The organism is Streptomyces sp. NPDC002499, from assembly GCF_053595415.1.
Genome location: NZ_JBSFXO010000016.1, coordinates 93,816 through 109,799 on the forward strand (window position 1 = coordinate 93,816; position 15,984 = coordinate 109,799).

The 15,984-nt window shown below is 70.3% G+C and carries 13 protein-coding genes; all 13 read right to left on the reverse strand.

Features of this window, described 5'->3' with window-relative positions:
• Positions 1-136 precede the first annotated feature (136 nt).
• The 13 genes from ACWD5F_RS39170 to nrtL all read right to left on the reverse strand — a co-directional run bounded on the left by ACWD5F_RS39170 (position 137) and on the right by nrtL (position 15,883).
• On the reverse strand, positions 137-1,378 hold the full coding sequence (locus tag ACWD5F_RS39170; protein ID WP_451261025.1) for a serine hydroxymethyltransferase: 1,242 nt from the start codon (positions 1,376-1,378) through the stop codon (positions 137-139).
• A 70-nt stretch (positions 1,379-1,448) separates the two neighbouring features.
• The gene (locus tag ACWD5F_RS39175; RefSeq protein ID WP_451261026.1) at positions 1,449-2,129 is read right to left on the reverse strand and encodes an arsenate reductase/protein-tyrosine-phosphatase family protein; all 681 of its coding nucleotides are present in this window, start codon (positions 2,127-2,129) and stop codon (positions 1,449-1,451) included.
• Positions 2,126-2,773, reverse strand: a complete 648-nt coding sequence (locus ACWD5F_RS39180; protein WP_280880680.1) for an L-threonylcarbamoyladenylate synthase — start codon at positions 2,771-2,773, stop codon at positions 2,126-2,128. Before ACWD5F_RS39180 ends, ACWD5F_RS39175 begins: the two co-directional genes overlap by 4 nt.
• Positions 2,774-2,828: 55 nt before the next feature.
• Positions 2,829-3,674, reverse strand: a complete 846-nt coding sequence (gene prmC / locus ACWD5F_RS39185; protein ID WP_280880681.1) for a peptide chain release factor N(5)-glutamine methyltransferase — start codon at positions 3,672-3,674, stop codon at positions 2,829-2,831.
• A gap of 38 nt (positions 3,675-3,712) precedes the next feature.
• Positions 3,713-4,789: a peptide chain release factor 1 gene (gene prfA / locus ACWD5F_RS39190; RefSeq protein ID WP_401728865.1), complete on the reverse strand. Its 1,077-nt coding sequence runs from the start codon at positions 4,787-4,789 to the stop codon at positions 3,713-3,715.
• A gap of 105 nt (positions 4,790-4,894) precedes the next feature.
• On the reverse strand, positions 4,895-5,119 hold the full coding sequence (rpmE, locus tag ACWD5F_RS39195) for a 50S ribosomal protein L31 (protein ID WP_266772584.1): 225 nt from the start codon (positions 5,117-5,119) through the stop codon (positions 4,895-4,897).
• Positions 5,120-5,290: 171 nt separating this feature from the next.
• Positions 5,291-6,394: an LCP family protein gene (locus ACWD5F_RS39200; protein ID WP_451261027.1), complete on the reverse strand. Its 1,104-nt coding sequence runs from the start codon at positions 6,392-6,394 to the stop codon at positions 5,291-5,293.
• 332 nt (positions 6,395-6,726) lie between these two features.
• Complete coding sequence (rho, locus tag ACWD5F_RS39205; protein WP_451261028.1) at positions 6,727-8,790, reverse strand: transcription termination factor Rho; 2,064 nt, start codon at positions 8,788-8,790, stop codon at positions 6,727-6,729.
• A 417-nt stretch (positions 8,791-9,207) separates the two neighbouring features.
• Entirely contained in the window at positions 9,208-10,137 is a 930-nt protein-coding gene (gene thrB, locus ACWD5F_RS39210; RefSeq protein ID WP_123997739.1) for a homoserine kinase, read from the reverse strand.
• 311 nt (positions 10,138-10,448) lie between these two features.
• Positions 10,449-11,507 carry a threonine synthase gene (thrC, locus tag ACWD5F_RS39215; RefSeq protein WP_401728871.1) on the reverse strand — a complete coding sequence of 353 codons (1,059 nt, stop codon included), beginning with the start codon at positions 11,505-11,507 and terminating at the stop codon, positions 10,449-10,451.
• Positions 11,508-11,513: 6 nt separating this feature from the next.
• Positions 11,514-12,812 (reverse strand): homoserine dehydrogenase, encoded by a 1,299-nt coding sequence (locus tag ACWD5F_RS39220; RefSeq protein WP_123999264.1) that lies wholly within the window; start codon positions 12,810-12,812, stop codon positions 11,514-11,516.
• 200 nt (positions 12,813-13,012) lie between these two features.
• Positions 13,013-14,404 (reverse strand): diaminopimelate decarboxylase, encoded by a 1,392-nt coding sequence (gene lysA, locus ACWD5F_RS39225; RefSeq protein WP_451261029.1) that lies wholly within the window; start codon positions 14,402-14,404, stop codon positions 13,013-13,015.
• Between the two features lie 24 nt (positions 14,405-14,428).
• Positions 14,429-15,883 carry an ArgS-related anticodon-binding protein NrtL gene (nrtL, locus tag ACWD5F_RS39230; protein ID WP_451261030.1) on the reverse strand — a complete coding sequence of 485 codons (1,455 nt, stop codon included), beginning with the start codon at positions 15,881-15,883 and terminating at the stop codon, positions 14,429-14,431.
• Between the last annotated feature and the right edge of the window lie 101 nt (positions 15,884-15,984).

Here is a 15,984-nt window from a genome sequence, read left to right on the forward strand (position 1 = left end):
GTCTCGCTGGCCATCTCAGCCCCACACCCTAGCGAGGGACGCATATGAGTGGGGACTTCCGGGTAGCGACGATGGTTGCACGCGTGCCTGTGCACGCGGATTGCACCCAGGTGTACGCAGGTGCGTGTACCCCCGCTCAGCCGCTGTACGGAGGAAATCTACCCGCCAGCTCACGTACCTCGTCACGCGCCTTCTGGCTCTCGGTCTCCCCGCGCAGCACCCGCGCCGCCAGCGCCGCCACGTACGCCATCTCCTCCTCCCCCATTCCCTGCGTGGTCAGGGCCGCCGTGCCCAGGCGCAGTCCCCGCCCGTCCCCGTGCGGCAGCGCGCAGCAGTCCAGGACGAGACCGGCCGCGGCGAGCCGGCCGCGGGCGGCACGGCCCTCGACGCCGAGGGGCGCGGGGTCGGCGGTGATCAGATGGGTGTCCGTCCCGCCGGTCGTGACGACAAGACCCTCCGCCGCGAGCCCGGCCGCGAGAACCCTCGCATTGGCGACCACCTGATGGGCGTACGCGGTGAACGCCGGTGTTGCCGCCTCCCCGAACGCGACCGCCTTCGCGGCGATGGTGTGCATCTGCGCCCCGCCCTGCGTGAAGGGGAACACGGCCCGGTCCACCCGCCCCGCGAGCTCCGCGCCGCACAGCAGCATCCCGCCGCGCGGCCCGCGCAGCACCTTGTGGGTGGTGGCACAGACGACATCGGCGTACGGCACCGGATTGGGCGCCGCTCCCCCGGCGACGAGCCCGATGGGGTGGGCCGCGTCGGCGATGAGATAGGCGCCCACCTCGTCGGCGACCTCGCGGAACAGGGCGTAGTCGATGTGCCGGGGGTAGGCGATCGAGCCGCACACGATCGCCTTGGGGCGGTGGGTACGGGCCAGGGCGCGGACCTGGTCGTAGTCGATGAGGCCGGTCTCCGCGTCCACCCCGTAGCCGACGAAGTCGAACCAGCGGCCGGAGAAGTTGGCCGGTGAGCCGTGCGTGAGGTGGCCGCCGTAGGGCAGGCCGAGGGCGAGGACGGTGTCGCCGGGGCGCAGCAGGGCGGCGTACGCGGCCAGGACGGCCGAGGAGCCCGAGTGGGACTGGACGTTGGCGTGCTCGGCGCCGAACAGGGCCTTGGCGCGGTCGACGGCGACGCGTTCGGCGACGTCGACGATCTCGCAGCCGCCGTGGTGACGGGCGCCGGGGTAGCCCTCGGCGTACTTGTTGGCCAGCGGTGAGCCGAGTGCGGCGAGCACGGCGGGCGAGGTGAAGTTCTCGGCGGCGATCAGCTGGAGCGTCGTCGACTGCCGCTCCTGTTCCCCGAGCAGGATCTCGGCGAGTTCCGGGTCCTGGCGACGCAGGACGTCCGTGGCCTCAAGGGTGTGGATGACCGCCATGATGGGCTCCGGGGGCGTCGAGGATGACGTACGTCCAATGTAGGCCCGGGGCCGACGGGGTGCGCGGCCGTTATGTGCGTGTGGAGACACCCGTGAGTGCCGTGACGACCGGATCCACGGCCTGGTGTATCTCGTCCCCGATGGAGCGGAAGAACGTCAGCGGGGCGCCGTACGGGTCGTAGACCTCGTCCGCCTCGGCGGTCGGGGCCAGGAGCCAGCCGCGCAGGGCGGCGGCCGCGCGGACCAGGGCACGCGCGCGGACGACCACGCCGTCCTCCAGGGGCGGCAGGGTCGCGGTGTCTATCGCCCGCACCAGGCGGGTGAACTCCTTCAGCGTGAAGGTGCGCAGGCCCGCGGAGTGGCCCATGGAGATGACCTGCTGACGGTGGTCGCGGGTCGCGGTCAGCACCAGGTCGGCCCTGATGACGTGCTCGTCCAGCAGCTCGCGGCCGACGAAGCCGGAGGCGTCCGCGCCGAAGTCGGCCAGCACCGCCTCCGCGTTGGCCTCCATGGGCGCGCCCTCGTGACCCCAGGTGCCCGCGCTCTCCACGATCAGCCCGCCGCCCAGGATGCCGAGCCGCTGCTTCACGTAATGCCGGGTCAGCCGCTCGGTGATGGGTGAGCGGCATACGTTTCCGGTGCTGACATGGAGGATGCGGAAGCTGTCGCGCGGGAGCCCGACGAACGTCGTCGTGATCTCCGTGGCGCGTTCCCCGTTGCCTATGCCACGCCCCGCTTCAGGGGCCGTCAATTCGCCACCTCGAGGTCGGGTACGACCTTCCTCAGCTCCTCGGCCGACAGCGCGCCCGCGCGCAGCAGCACCGGCACCGGGCCGGTCACGTCGACGATGGAGGACGGCACGTTGCCCGGGGTCGGGCCGCCGTCGAGGTAGACGGAGACGGAGTCGCCGAGCATCTCCTGCGCGGCGTCGCAGTCCTCCGGCGCCGGGTGGCCGGTCAGGTTGGCGGAGGAGACGGCCATCGGGCCGACCTCGGTGAGCAGTTCGATGGCGACGGGGTGCAGCGGCATACGGATGGCGACCGTGCCCCGGGTGTCCCCCAGGTCCCACTGGAGGGACGGCTGGTGCTTGGCGACCAGCGTGAGGGCGCCGGGCCAGAAGGCGTCGACCAGCTCCCAGGCCAGCTCGGAGAAGTCCGTGACGAGGCCGTGCAGCGTGTTCGGGGAGCCGATGAGGACGGGCGTGGGCATGTTGCGGCCCCGGCCCTTGGCCTCCAGCAGGTCGGCGACGGCCTCCGAGGTGAAGGCGTCCGCGCCGATGCCGTACACCGTGTCGGTCGGGAGGACCACGAGCTCGCCACGGCGGACGGCGGACGCGGCCTCGCGCAGACCGGTCGTGCGGTCGGTCGCGTCGTTGGTGTCGTATCGCCGTGCCATATCTAGCGGGCCTCCTCGTACACGTACTGCTGCGGGTCGAAAGTCGGGGCGGAGCTCACGGCATCGCCTTGCGGGCGGTGGCGAAGCGCGGGCGGTTGTTGAGGTCGGGGTGGTCGGCCGCGTCGGCCCAGCCCCGCTCCTCGGTGAAGATCCACGGCACCTGGCCGCCCTGGGTGTCGGCGTGCTCGATGACGACGACACCGCCCGGGCGCAGCAGCCGGTGCGCGGTGCGCTCGATGCCGCGGATCAGGTCGAGGCCGTCCTCCCCCGAGAACAGGGCGAGTTCGGGATCGTAGTCCCGTGCCTCGATGGCGACGTACTCCCACTCGGTGAGCGGGATGTAGGGCGGGTTGGAGACGACCAGGTCGACATGGCCGTCGAGGTCGGGGAAGGCGTCCAGGGCGTTGCCCTGACGCAGGTCGACCCGGGAGCCCTCGACGTTCTTGCGGGTCCATGCCAGGGCGTCCTCGGACAGCTCCACGGCGTGCACGCGCGAGCGCGGGACCTCCTGGGCCAGGGCGAGCGCGATGGCGCCGGAGCCGGTGCACAGATCGACGATGCGGGGCTCCACGACGTCCATGGCGCGCACGGCGTCTATGGCCCAGCCGACCACCGACTCGGTCTCGGGCCGGGGCACGAACACGCCCGGCCCGACCTGGAGTTCCAGATAGCGGAAGTAGGCCCGGCCGGTGATGTGCTGCAGCGGCTCGCGCTGCTCACGCCGGGCGATGACCTCCCAGTAGCGGGCGTCGAAGTCCGAGTCCTTGACGGAATGCAGCTCGCCCCGCTTCACACCGTGCACGAACGCGGCCAGCTCCTCCGCGTCGTTGCGCGGCGAGGGCACGCCGGCGTCGGCCAGCCGCTGGGTGGCCTGTGCCACCTCTGCGAGCAGCAGGTTCACGCATTCCTCCGTGTCGTACTCGTACGCGCCGACGTGTCTTACGCGGCTGCCAGCTTCGCCGCGGAGTCCGCGTCGACGCAGGCCTGGATCACCGCGTCGAGGTCGCCGTCCAGGACCTGGTCCAGGTTGTACGACTTGAAGCCGACGCGGTGGTCGGAGATGCGGTTCTCCGGGAAGTTGTACGTGCGGATCTTCTCGGAGCGGTCGACGGTGCGGACCTGACTGCGGCGGGCGTCGGCGGCTTCCTTCTCCGCCTCCTCCTGCGCCGCGGCGAGCAGCCTGGAGCGCAGGATACGCATCGCCTGCTCCTTGTTCTGCAGCTGGCTCTTCTCGTTCTGGCAGGAGGCGACGACTCCGGTGGGAATGTGCGTGATGCGCACCGCGGAGTCGGTCGTGTTGACGGACTGCCCGCCGGGTCCCGAGGAGCGGTAGACGTCGATGCGGAGGTCGTTCGGATTGATCTCGACGTCGACCTCCTCCGCTTCGGGGGTGACGAGGACACCGGCCGCGCTGGTGTGGATGCGCCCCTGGGACTCGGTCGCCGGCACCCGCTGCACGCGGTGCACGCCACCCTCGTACTTCAGCCGGGCCCACACGCCCTGACCGGGCTCGGTGGCGCCGTTGCCGCCCTTGGTCTTCACGGCGACCTGGACGTCCTTGTAGCCGCCCAGCTCGGACTCGGTGGCGTCGATGATCTCGGTCTTCCACCCCACGCGCTCGGCGTAGCGCAGGTACATGCGCAGCAGATCACCGGCGAACAGCGCGGACTCGTCACCGCCGGCCCCCGCCTTGACCTCAAGGATCACGTCCTTGTCGTCGTTGGGGTCACGCGGTACGAGCAGCAGGCGCAGCTTCTCGGTGAGTTCGTCGCGCTGCTTGTCCAGCTCCTTGACCTCGGCCGCGAAGTCCGGGTCGTCGGCGGCCAGTTCGCGCGCGGTCTCCATGTCGTCGCCGGTCTGCTTCCAGGAGCGGTACGTGGCGACGATCGGGGTGAGCTCGGCGTAGCGCTTGTTCAGCTTGCGCGCGTTGGCCTGGTCGGCGTGGACCGACGGATCGGCGAGCTTCGTCTCCAGGTTGGCGTGCTCGGCGACGAGTTCCTCGACGGCCTCGAACATCTTGGGCTCCTGAACTACGTAAGAAGAGGGAAGGCGGGCGACCAAAAACGCCGGTCCCGGCGCGCCTGTGGAGGGCGCGGCCGTGGACCGGCGGAATGGAGCTCGCTACTTCTTGGAGCCGGCCGCAGCCTTGCCGAAGCGGGCCTCGAAGCGGGCCACGCGGCCACCGGTGTCGAGGATCTTCTGCTTGCCCGTGTAGAACGGGTGGCACTCGGAGCAGACCTCGGCGCGGATGTTGCCGCTCGTGATCGTGCTGCGGGTGGTGAACGACGCGCCACAGGTGCAGCTGACCTGGGTCTCGACGTACTCGGGGTGGATCTCGCGCTTCAAGGTGTCTCCTAGTTTCGGGAGGGCACCGGGTCGCTCCGCGGGTTTGCGGGGCGTGAACCGGGGCCGACGTACCAGTCTGCCAGGACTGGGGCCATCCCCCAAAACCGGGGGCGGGTGTGGTCTATTCCCTGCGGGCCCGGTGGGGGCTGAGCGCGCAGTTCCCCGCGCCCCTTACGGGGCGCTGACTACGCCCTTGGCCTCCCCCGTTGCCGTGCCCTTCGTGGCCGCCTTCGGGATCGCCTGGTCGTTCTTCAGAGCCGTCCAGACCAGCTGGGCCTTGGACTTCTCGACGATGACGCGGTTGGGGTTGGCCGGGTCGTACTGGACCGGCATCGTGACCATGGTCATGTTCTTGGAACTGATGGTCTTGAGGCCGTTGGCGAAGGACATCAGGGAGTTGACCGAGCCGAGGTCGGAGTCGGTCGTCACGGCGCTGGTGGCGGTGTTGGCGAGGTCGTAGAGCTTCTTCGGGCTGGTGAAGACGCCGATGTGCTTGACCTGGTTGACCAGCGCCTTGATGAAGGCCTGCTGGAGCTGGATGCGGCCGAGGTCGGAGCCGTCGCCGACGCCGTGCCGGGTGCGGACCAGGCCCAGGGCCTGCTCGCCGTTGAGCGTGTGCGTGCCGGCCTTCAGGTTCAGGTGGCTGTCGGGGTCGCTGATGTTCTTGGTCGTGGTGACCGGGACCCCGCCGAGCTCGTCGATGAGCTTCTCGAAGCCGCTGAAGTCGACTTCCAGGTAGTGGTCCATGCGGATACCGGTGAGGGACTCGACGGTCTTCACCGCGCAGGCCGCGCCACCCGTGGTGTACGCGGAGTTGAACATGACGCCGGACGCCGCGTCGTGCGTACCGCCCTTGGTGTCGGTGCACTCGGGCCGGTCGATGAGGGTGTCGCGGGGTATGGAGACCACGCTGGCCTTCTTGTGGCCCTTGTAGACGTGCACGATCATCGCGGTGTCCGAACGGGCACTGCCGTCGTCCGTGCCGCCGCCGAGCTTCTTGTTGGTGCCGGAGCGGGAGTCGGAGCCCAGCACGAGGATGTTCTCGGAGCCGTTGTCGACCTTCGTCGGCCGGGCGCTGCCCAGGGCCTGGTCGATGTTGACGCTCTTGATGTTGCCGTTGAGCTTGAAGTACAGGTAGCCGGCCCCGGTACCGCCGAGCACGACGATGCCCGCGGCGACCCAGGCCGTCACGACCAGACCCTTACGACGCTTGTCGCGGGTCTTGCGGTGACGCGGTCCTGTGGCGTCGGTCTCGGTCGTGTCGTCGGCGGACATGTGCTCCTCGAATCTCGGCTACAGCTCCATCGTCGCTCCCGTCCGGTCAGACGGCGAAACTCGACAAAGAGTTGCACAACGCCCTGTGCCCAATATGAACAAACTTAGACACACTGCGTAACGATCACGAGGGCTCCTACGTCCCTGACCTGGGCTTTAGCCGCACAACCGCGCCTCGCCGAAAATCACCACCGACCGAGCCGCCTGTGGCAAAGATCTCGCACGAAAAAAGGTCGACCCCCGTCACATATGGACGGGGGCCGACCTGATCGCCGCCAGGGGCGCGGGGAACTGCGCGACCAGCCACATTCGGCCGGCAGCCGACGAACTACCTAGTCACCGTTACCAGGAGTAGGCGTCGTCTTCTGAATCTGCAGCAAGAACTCCGCGTTCGACTTCGTCTGCCTCATCTTGTCCAGCAGCAGCTCGATCGCCTGCTGCTGATCAAGCGCATGCAGCACCCGACGAAGCTTCCAGGTGATCGCCAACTCGTCGCTGCCGAGCAGGATCTCTTCCTTACGAGTACCGGACGCGTCGACATCAACGGCCGGGAAGATCCTCTTGTCGGCGAGCTTCCGGTCGAGCTTCAGCTCGGCGTTACCCGTGCCCTTGAACTCCTCGAAGATGACCTCGTCCATGCGCGACCCGGTGTCCACCAGCGCCGTGGCCAGGATCGTCAGCGAACCGCCGTCCTCGATGTTCCGCGCCGCACCGAAGAACCGCTTCGGCGGGTACAGCGCGGTCGAGTCGACACCACCGGACAGAATGCGGCCGGAGGCGGGCGCGGCGAGGTTGTACGCACGGCCCAGACGCGTGATCGAGTCGAGCAGGACGACGACGTCGTGGCCCAGCTCCACCAGCCGCTTCGCGCGCTCGATGGCGAGCTCGGCGACCGTGGTGTGGTCCTCGGCGGGACGGTCGAAGGTCGAGGAGATGACCTCGCCCTTCACCGACCGCTGCATGTCGGTGACCTCTTCCGGACGCTCGTCGACCAGGACGACCATCAGGTGGCACTCGGGGTTGTTGTGCGTGATCGCGTTGGCGATCGCCTGCATGATCATGGTCTTGCCGGTCTTCGGCGGGGCCACGATCAGACCGCGCTGACCCTTACCGATCGGCGACACCAGGTCGATGATGCGCGTGGTGAGGACACCCGGGTCCGTCTCCAGGCGGAGGCGGTCCTGCGGGTAGAGCGGCGTGAGCTTGTTGAACTCCGGGCGGCCGCGGCCGTGTTCGGGCGCCATGCCGTTGACGGAGTCGAGGCGGACGAGCGCGTTGAACTTCTCGCGGCGCTCGCCTTCCTTGGGCTGACGGACCGCGCCGGTGACGTGGTCGCCCTTGCGCAGGCCGTTCTTGCGGACCTGGGCGAGGGAGACGTACACGTCGTTCGGGCCCGGCAGGTAGCCGGAGGTCCGGATGAACGCGTAGTTGTCGAGGATGTCGAGGATGCCCGCGACGGGGATCAGGACGTCGTCGTCGGAGACCTGCGGCTCGCTCGTGCCACCGATCTCGTCACGGCCGCGGCGACCGCGCCGGTCCCGGTAGCGACCACGACGGCCGCGCCGGCCGCCCTCGAAGTCGTCGTCGTCCTGGGGGCCGTTGTCCCGCTGCTGGCGGTCCTGGCGTGCGCCGCCGCCCTGCTGCTGACGGTCCCCGCGGTCCTGGCGCTCCTGGCGCGGCTGGCCCTGGCCGGCGCCCTGGCCGCCCTGCTGCTCGTCGCCCTTGTTGCCACGACGGTCGCGGTCGCGTCCGCCGCGGTCACGGTCGGTGCGGTCACCGCGCTCACCGCGGTCGCGACGGTCACGGCGGCCCTGACGGCCGTCCGCGTCGGCGTCGCCCTTGGCCTCGCCCTGCGACTGCGCCTGGACGGGCGTCTCGGCCTTCGACTCGCTCTTCGCCTCGGCGACTACGGTCTCCGGGCTGCCGGCTTCGGCCGTGGCACGGCGACGACGGCGCTCAGCGGGGGCGTCGTCGGAGGCGGGCTGACCGGGAATCTCGATCTGCTGCTGGGCCACGGCCTTCTCGGCGGGAGCCTCGGCGACCGCCTTCTCGGCGGCGGGCGCGGCCTCGTCGCCCGTACGGGCCTTGGAGGTGGCGCGGCGCTTGGGCTTGGTCTCGGCGGTCTCCCCGGCGGGGGAAGAGGCAGCCTTCGCCGGGGCGCCCCCGGCCTGCGCCTCCTTGATGACCTCGATCAGCTGGCTCTTGCGCATACGCGCGGTGCCCCTGATACCGAGGCCCGAGGCGACCTGCTGCAGCTCGGCCAGCACCATGCCGTCGAGGCCGGTACCGCGGCGCCGCCGGGAGCCGGCACCGGTGGCAGGCGCGGAGGCGTCCGTGGCGGGCGCGGCAGCGGTCTCCTCGACACGTGCGCCCATCAGATCGGTGGTGTCGCTCACGAAGGGTCCTTCCCTGGAGCGGACGTCGGCCTTCTGGCTCGGCGACCGGTTGTGCTGTCCGGCAGTGGTCCTTGCTGTGTGGACCGTGCCGGGGCGGTGGTCCGCCAATGCAGGCGGAGGGAATTTCTGGGATGGCACTTGCCTGAGCCTGGGCGCGGCACCGGGTGTTTCAGTGTCACGTGGCTCGGTAGCACCGATTCCGGAGCGTGCCCGGCAAGTCGCTCAGCGCCCGCGTACGAGGTACTGCCCACGTACGTCGTACGGAACACAGTGCGGCTTGGGAGGCTCCCGGAAGAATGTCTGTCCCTGACGGGGACAACAAGCACCTCGCCATGGTGGGGTCGGGTGCAGACTTGAGATTAACACTACCGGATCCAACAAACATTCCCCCTCTCGAAATCCGGCAACCGTGCACTCCTAGATGTCTCCGGAGGCCGCGAGCGGCAGTACGCACGCGCCCTGGGCGTCGAGGTCGAGCCGGTTGGCGGCCCACCCCTCGCCCGCCAGATGGGCCACCTTGTCCGCGCTGTCCCCGTCGACGAGCGCGAGCACGGTGGGTCCTGCTCCGGAGATGACTGCCGGGACTCCGTCGGCCCGCAGCCGCTCCACCAGAGCGGCGCTCTCCGGCATGGCCGGAGCGCGATATTCCTGGTGGAGCCGGTCTTCGGTGGCGGCCAGCAGCAGCTCGGGGCGCCTGGTGAGGGCCTCGACGAGCAGCGCGGCACGGCCCGCGTTGGCGGCGGCGTCGACGTGCGGCACGGTGCGCGGAAGCAGACCGCGCGCGGTCTCCGTGAGCACCGGCTTTCCGGGCACGAAAACCACCGGAACGATGGAATGGGCGGGCTCCATGGAAATGGCGCGGGCGGCGCCGGACTCCATCCAGGAGAGCGTGAATCCGCCGAGCAGACAGGCCGCCACATTGTCGGGATGGCCCTCGATCTCGGTCGCGAGCTCCAACAGGGCGATGTCGTCGAGCCGTGCTTCGCCGCCTATGGTCACGGCGCGCGCGGCGACAATGCCGGCGCAGATCGCGGCGGAGGAGGAACCGAGGCCGCGTCCGTGCGGAATGCGGTTGGCGCACACGATCTCCAGGCCGCGCGGCTGTCCGCCGAGCAGGTCGAAGGCGGTGCGCAGCGCGCGTACCAGAAGGTGGTTCTCGTCGCGGGGCAGCGTCTCGCTGCCCTCGCCCGCGATGTCGATGTGCAGCCCGGAGTCGGCCACCCGGACGACCACGTCGTCGTAGAGCCCCAGCGCGAGGCCCAGGGCGTCGAAGCCCGGGCCGAGGTTGGCGCTGGTGGCGGGGACGCGCACCCTGACGGCGGCGGCGCGGAAGGCTGGACCGGCCATCGCTCGATGACTCTCCTTGAGCTGCGTGACTGTCGAAGACATTCGATGGAGTTCGATGCGTACGGGGAACCCACGGGGAATCCCCTGGGGCCGTCTCCGGGCCGCGGAGACGGCGCGGCACCGCCCACATGCTCCATGCGTGGAGGCATATGCATCGGGCGGGTTCGGTACAGCCTATCGAAGGAAGGTTCTGTGGCGACATAGGGCGCACAGGAGGCGCACGATGCGTGTCGTAAGCCCCCTGTGCACCCCCACGCGGGAAACCCCCTGGCGCCCGCCGGTTGTACGGAGTGACGGGCGGTCGTACGGAGTTACGCGAGCCCGAGACGCTCGGCCGCCGTCGCCGCGTCGACCGGGACGGTGACCGGCTGCGGGGCGCCGGCGACGGCCCAGTCGGGGTCCTTGAGGCCGTTGCCGGTGACGGTGCACACGATGGTCTGGCCCGGGTCGACCTTGCCCTGCTCGGCCGCCTTCAGCAGACCGGCGACCGAAGCGGCCGACGCGGGCTCGACGAAAACGCCCTCCTGCGCGGCCAACAGCCGGTAGGCGCGCAGGATCTCACGGTCCGTCACCTCGTCGATGGCGCCGCCGGACTCGTCCCGCGCGGCCAGCGCGTACTGCCAGGAGGCCGGGTTGCCGATGCGGATCGCGGTCGCGATGGTCGAGGGGTCCTTGACGATCTCGCCGCGCACGATGGGCGCCGAGCCGGACGCCTGGAAGCCCCACATGCGGGGCGACTTGGCGGCGATGCCGTCGGCGGCGTACTCCTTGTACCCCTTCCAGTACGCGGTGATGTTGCCCGCGTTGCCGACCGGGAGGACGTGGATGTCGGGCGCGTCGCCGAGCATGTCGACGATCTCGAAGGCGGCTGTCTTCTGCCCCTCGATGCGCACCGGGTTGACCGAATTGACCAGTGCCACCGGGTAGTTGTCGCTCAACTCGCGCGCGAGGGTGAGGCAGTCGTCGAAGTTGCCGTCGACCTGGAGGATCTTCGCGCCGTGCACGAGGGCCTGGCCCATCTTGCCGAGCGCGATCTTTCCCTGCGGAACGAGGACGGCACAGACCATCCCGGCGCGCACCGCGTAGGCGGCGGCGGACGCGGACGTGTTGCCGGTGGAGGCGCAGATGACGGCCTGCGCGCCCTCCTCCTTGGCCCGCGTGATGGCCATGGTCATACCGCGGTCCTTGAAGGACCCGGTGGGGTTGGCACCCTCCACCTTGAGGTGGACCTCGCAGCCGGTGCGCTCGGAGAGCACCTGCGCGGGCACGAGGGGCGTACCGCCCTCGCGGAGGGAGACGACCTCCGTGCTGTCGGACACCGGAAGCCGGTCCCGGTACTCCTCGATGATTCCGCGCCACTGGTGGGTCATTGCTGGTTACTCTCCTTCAACCCGCATGATGCTGGCGACACCCCGCACGGTGTCGAGCTTGCGCAACGCCTCGACGGTCCCGGTGAGGGAGGCGTCGGACGCGCGATGGGTGACGACGACGAGAGAGGCCTCGCCGTCTCCGTCTTGTCGACCGTGCTGGCGCACGGTGTCGATCGAGACACCGTGCTCGGCGAACACGGTCGCCACCTGCGCCAGGACGCCCGGTTTGTCGGCGACGTCGAGGCTGATGTGGTAGCGCGTGACGACATCGCCCATGGGCGACACGGTCAGGGCCGCGTACGCCGACTCCCCTGGCCCCGTAGTGCCGTTGAGCCGGTTGCGGCACACGGCGACGAGATCGCCGAGCACGGCGGAGGCGGTCGGGGAACCACCCGCGCCGGGACCGTAGAACATGAGCTGCCCGGCCGCGTCGGACTCGACGAACACGGCGTTGTAGGCGCCGCGCACGGAGGCGAGGGGGTGGCTCAGCGGGATCATCGCGGGGTGCACGCGCGCGGTGACGGACCCGCCGTCCTGCGCGCGCTCGCAGATGGCGAGCAGTTTGATGGTGCAGCCCATGTTCCTGGCGGAGGCGAAGTCGGCCGAGGTCACCTCGGTCATGCCCTCGCGGTAGACGTCGTCGAGACGCACGCGCGTGTGGAAGGCGATGCCGGCGAGGATGGCGGCCTTGGCGGCGGCGTCGAAGCCCTCGACATCGGCGGTGGGATCGGCCTCGGCGTACCCGAGCGCGGTCGCCTCATCGAGGGCTTCCTGGTACCCCGCCCCCGTGGAGTCCATCTTGTCGAGGATGAAGTTGGTCGTCCCATTGACGATCCCGAGGACCCGATTGACCTTGTCGCCGGCGAGGGACTCGCGCAGCGGCCGGATCAGCGGAATGGCGCCGGCGACGGCGGCCTCGTAGTAGAGGTCCTTGTCGGCCTCCTGGGCCGCCGCGTGCAGGGCGGCGCCGTCCTGGGCGAGCAGCGCCTTGTTGGCGGAGACGACGGAGGCGCCGTGCTCGAAAGCGGTGGTGATCAGAGAACGAGCGGGCTCGATCCCCCCGATCACCTCGACCACGACATCAATGTCCCCACGCTTGACGAGGGCGGTGGCGTCCGTGGTGACAAGACTCGGGTCGATCCCGTCGCGAACCTTCGAGGGCCGCCGTACAGCGACCCCCGCCAGCTCCAGCGGAGCACCGATCCTCTGAGCCAGGTCGTCGGCGTGCGTCGTCATGATGCGCGCCACCTCTGAGCCGACCACTCCACAGCCCAGCAGCGCCACCTTCAGCGGACGCGTACGCATCATCCGACCTCGTTTCCTCATACCGTCTACGGTGGGAACAGTCTCACGCACCGGACGGGAGTTTCTGTCCTTTGTCCGGATCGTGAGACATTGATTTCATTTCCGCGGCCCCGGAAAACCGAAGATCTTCCGCTCCGGATCTCCCTTGGACCGCTGGACCGCTGGACCGCTGGGCCTCTGGACTTCTGGGCCCTCCCTGCTCATCCGACGTCGAGCCGCAGCAGGTCCTCCTCCGTCTCGCGCCGCACGATGACCCGCGCCTCGCCTTCGTTGACGGCGACGACCGGCGGGCGGAGCACATGGTTGTAGTTGCTGGCCATGGACCGGCAGTACGCACCGGTGGCGGGTACGGCGATGAGGTCACCCGGTGCCAGGTCGGCCGGCAGGAACGCGTCCTTGACCACGATGTCCCCGCTCTCGCAGTGCTTGCCGACGACCCGGGCGAGCATGGGCCCGGCGTCGGAGGTGCGGGAGACGAGAGCGACGCTGTACTCGGCGTCGTAGAGCGCGGTCCGGATGTTGTCGGACATGCCTCCGTCGACCGACACGTACGTCCGCAGCCCGTCGAGGGGCTTGATGGTGCCGACCTCGTAGAGCGTGAAGGCGGTGGGTCCGACGATGGCGCGTCCGGGCTCGACGGAAATCCGAGGAGTCCGCAACTTGGCGGAGTCGCACTCGCGGGTGACGATCTCGGTGAGCGCCTTGGCGATCTCGTGCGGCTCGCGGGGGTCGTCGTCGCTGGTGTAGGCGATGCCGAGCCCACCCCCGAGGTCGATCTCGGGAAGCTCGACCCCGTGCTCGTCGCGAATGTCCTTGAGCAGCCCGACCACGCGATGGGCAGCGACTTCGAATCCGGACATGTCGAAGATCTGCGACCCGATGTGGGAGTGGATCCCGATCAGCTCAAGCCCGTCCAACTGAAGAGCGCGCCGCACGGCTTCGGCGGCCTGCCCGCCCGCGAGCGGGATCCCGAACTTCTGATCCTCGTGGGCGGTGGCGATGAACTCGTGCGTGTGCGCCTCCACCCCCACGGTGATACGGATCTGCACGCGCTGCCGCTTGCCGAGGGACTGCGCGATGTGGGCGACGCGGACGATCTCCTGGAAGGAGTCGAGAACGATCCGCCCGACACCGGAGCGGATGGCCCGCTCGATCTCCTCGGTGGACTTGTTGTTGCCGTGGAAGGCGATGCGGTCGGCGGGCATGCCGGCGGAGAGGGCGGTGGCGAGCTCGCCGCCGGAGCAGACGTCGAGGTTGAGCCCCTCCTCGTCGAGCCACCGCACGACGGCACGGGACAGGAACGCCTTGCCGGCGTAGAAGACGTCGGCGTCATGCCCGAAGGCGCTGCGCCAGGCCCGCGCCCGGGCCCGGAAGTCGGCCTCGTCGACGACGTAGGCCGGGGTACCGAACTCCTCGGCCAACGACTTGACGTCCCTGCCGCCGACGGTGACGACACCGTCCTCGTCCCGGGTGACCGTCTGCGCCCAGACCTTGGAGTCGAGGGCGTTGAGGTCGGTGGGCGGGGCGGCGTAGTGGCCCTCGGGCAGGACGTCGGCGTGGCGGGGCCCGGCGGGGTGTGCGGAACGGCTCATGGCTGTGTGGCTCTCTCGTGGCTCTCAGAGGTGATCAGGTGCGTCGATGCCGAGCAGGGACAGGCCACCGGCAAGCACCGCCCCGGCGGCTTCGGCGAGCGCGAGCCGGGCGCGATGGGCGGCCGAGGGTTTCTCGTCACCGAACGGCAGCACGGTGGGGAGAAAGGCGAGCGTGGCATCGGCGACGGTGACGAGATGCCGGGCGAGACGATCGGGGGCGCGGTGGGTGGCGGCGCGGGTGAGGGTGGGGGGGTGGGTGGCGAGGGCGGTGAGGAGGGGGGCGAGGAGGGAGGGGGTTGGGGGGAGGAGGGGGGCGAGGGAGGGAGGGGTGGTGGGGTGAGGGGTGACGGGGGTGGGAGTGGTGCTGGGGTGGGGGGTGACGGGGGTGGAGTGAAGGGTGCCGGGGGCGGCGGTGATGGCGCCGGGGGTGAGAGGAAGCGGCGCGCCGTCGGCGGGGGTGGGTGCGGTGGCGGAGGTGGGGGCCTCTGGCTCACGGGCGGCGGCGATCGAGTCGGGGGCGGGGGGAAGCGGCGCGCCGTCGGCGGCGGTGGGCGTGGCGGCGGAGGTGGGGGCTTCTGGCTCAGGGGCGGCGGCGATCGAGTCGGGGGCGAAGGGAAGCGGCGCGCCGTCGGCAGGGGTGGGCGCGGTGGCGAAGGTGGCGGCCTCAGTCTCAGGAGCAGCGGCGATCGAGTCTGCGGTGAGAGAAGGAGGCGCCTCGCCGGAAATGGGGGCGCTGCCCGGTGCCTCGGCGTCGACGTCGAGGGCGGTGGAGATGGCCCCGGGGTCGGCCGTGAAGCCGAGGGCCGCGGCGTTGCGGGTGAGGGCGCGGGTGCGGGCGTAGGCGTAACGGACCCGGAAGAGGGGGTTGCTCGCGCGCTGGACCAGGTGGTCGGCGGTGATGCGGGGCCGGTCGTGAGCGGCGGGGTGGAGGAGGGCCCAACGGGCGGCGTCGGGGCCGAGCGGGGCGGGGTCCTCGGGCGCGGGAACGGGCCGGAGATTGACGGGTTCACCATGGTCGACCTCGACCCGGCCGCCCTGCGCGGCAACGATCCGCACGATCGCGTCGGCGACGACCTCGGCACGGACGTCGTACGGAATGCGCAACTCGACGACCTGGCCGGCGAGGGCGTCCCCGTGTCCGTACCGCGGGCCCGCCCGCAGAATCTCCTCGACGAGGGCGGCCGCGCCGTCCGCCGCGTCCCGCAAGCTGATGTTGATGAAGCCGGGCCCGGTGACGACGACATCGGCGACGCCGGCCACCTCGACGAGATGCGGCCGCAGGATCTCGGCCACACGCCGGGGCGGCTGCCCTGCGGGGCGGGCGAGCTGCAGGGCGATGTTCGTGGCGTAGTCGCCACAGCCCCCTGGCCCAGGAACGGTCACCACGGCCCGCTCCGGCACCGCCACCTCCAGTTCCCCCTCGTCAACAGCACGACGCACCGCGCGCAGCACGGTACGGGAGAGCTCGACGGGGGTCACGGGACAAGCGTATGGGAGGAGGGGGGTGGGTAGGCGAGCCGGATTGGGTGGGGTCCCGGGATGTGGACGGGGGTGGGTGGGGGAGGGAGGACGGGGTGGGT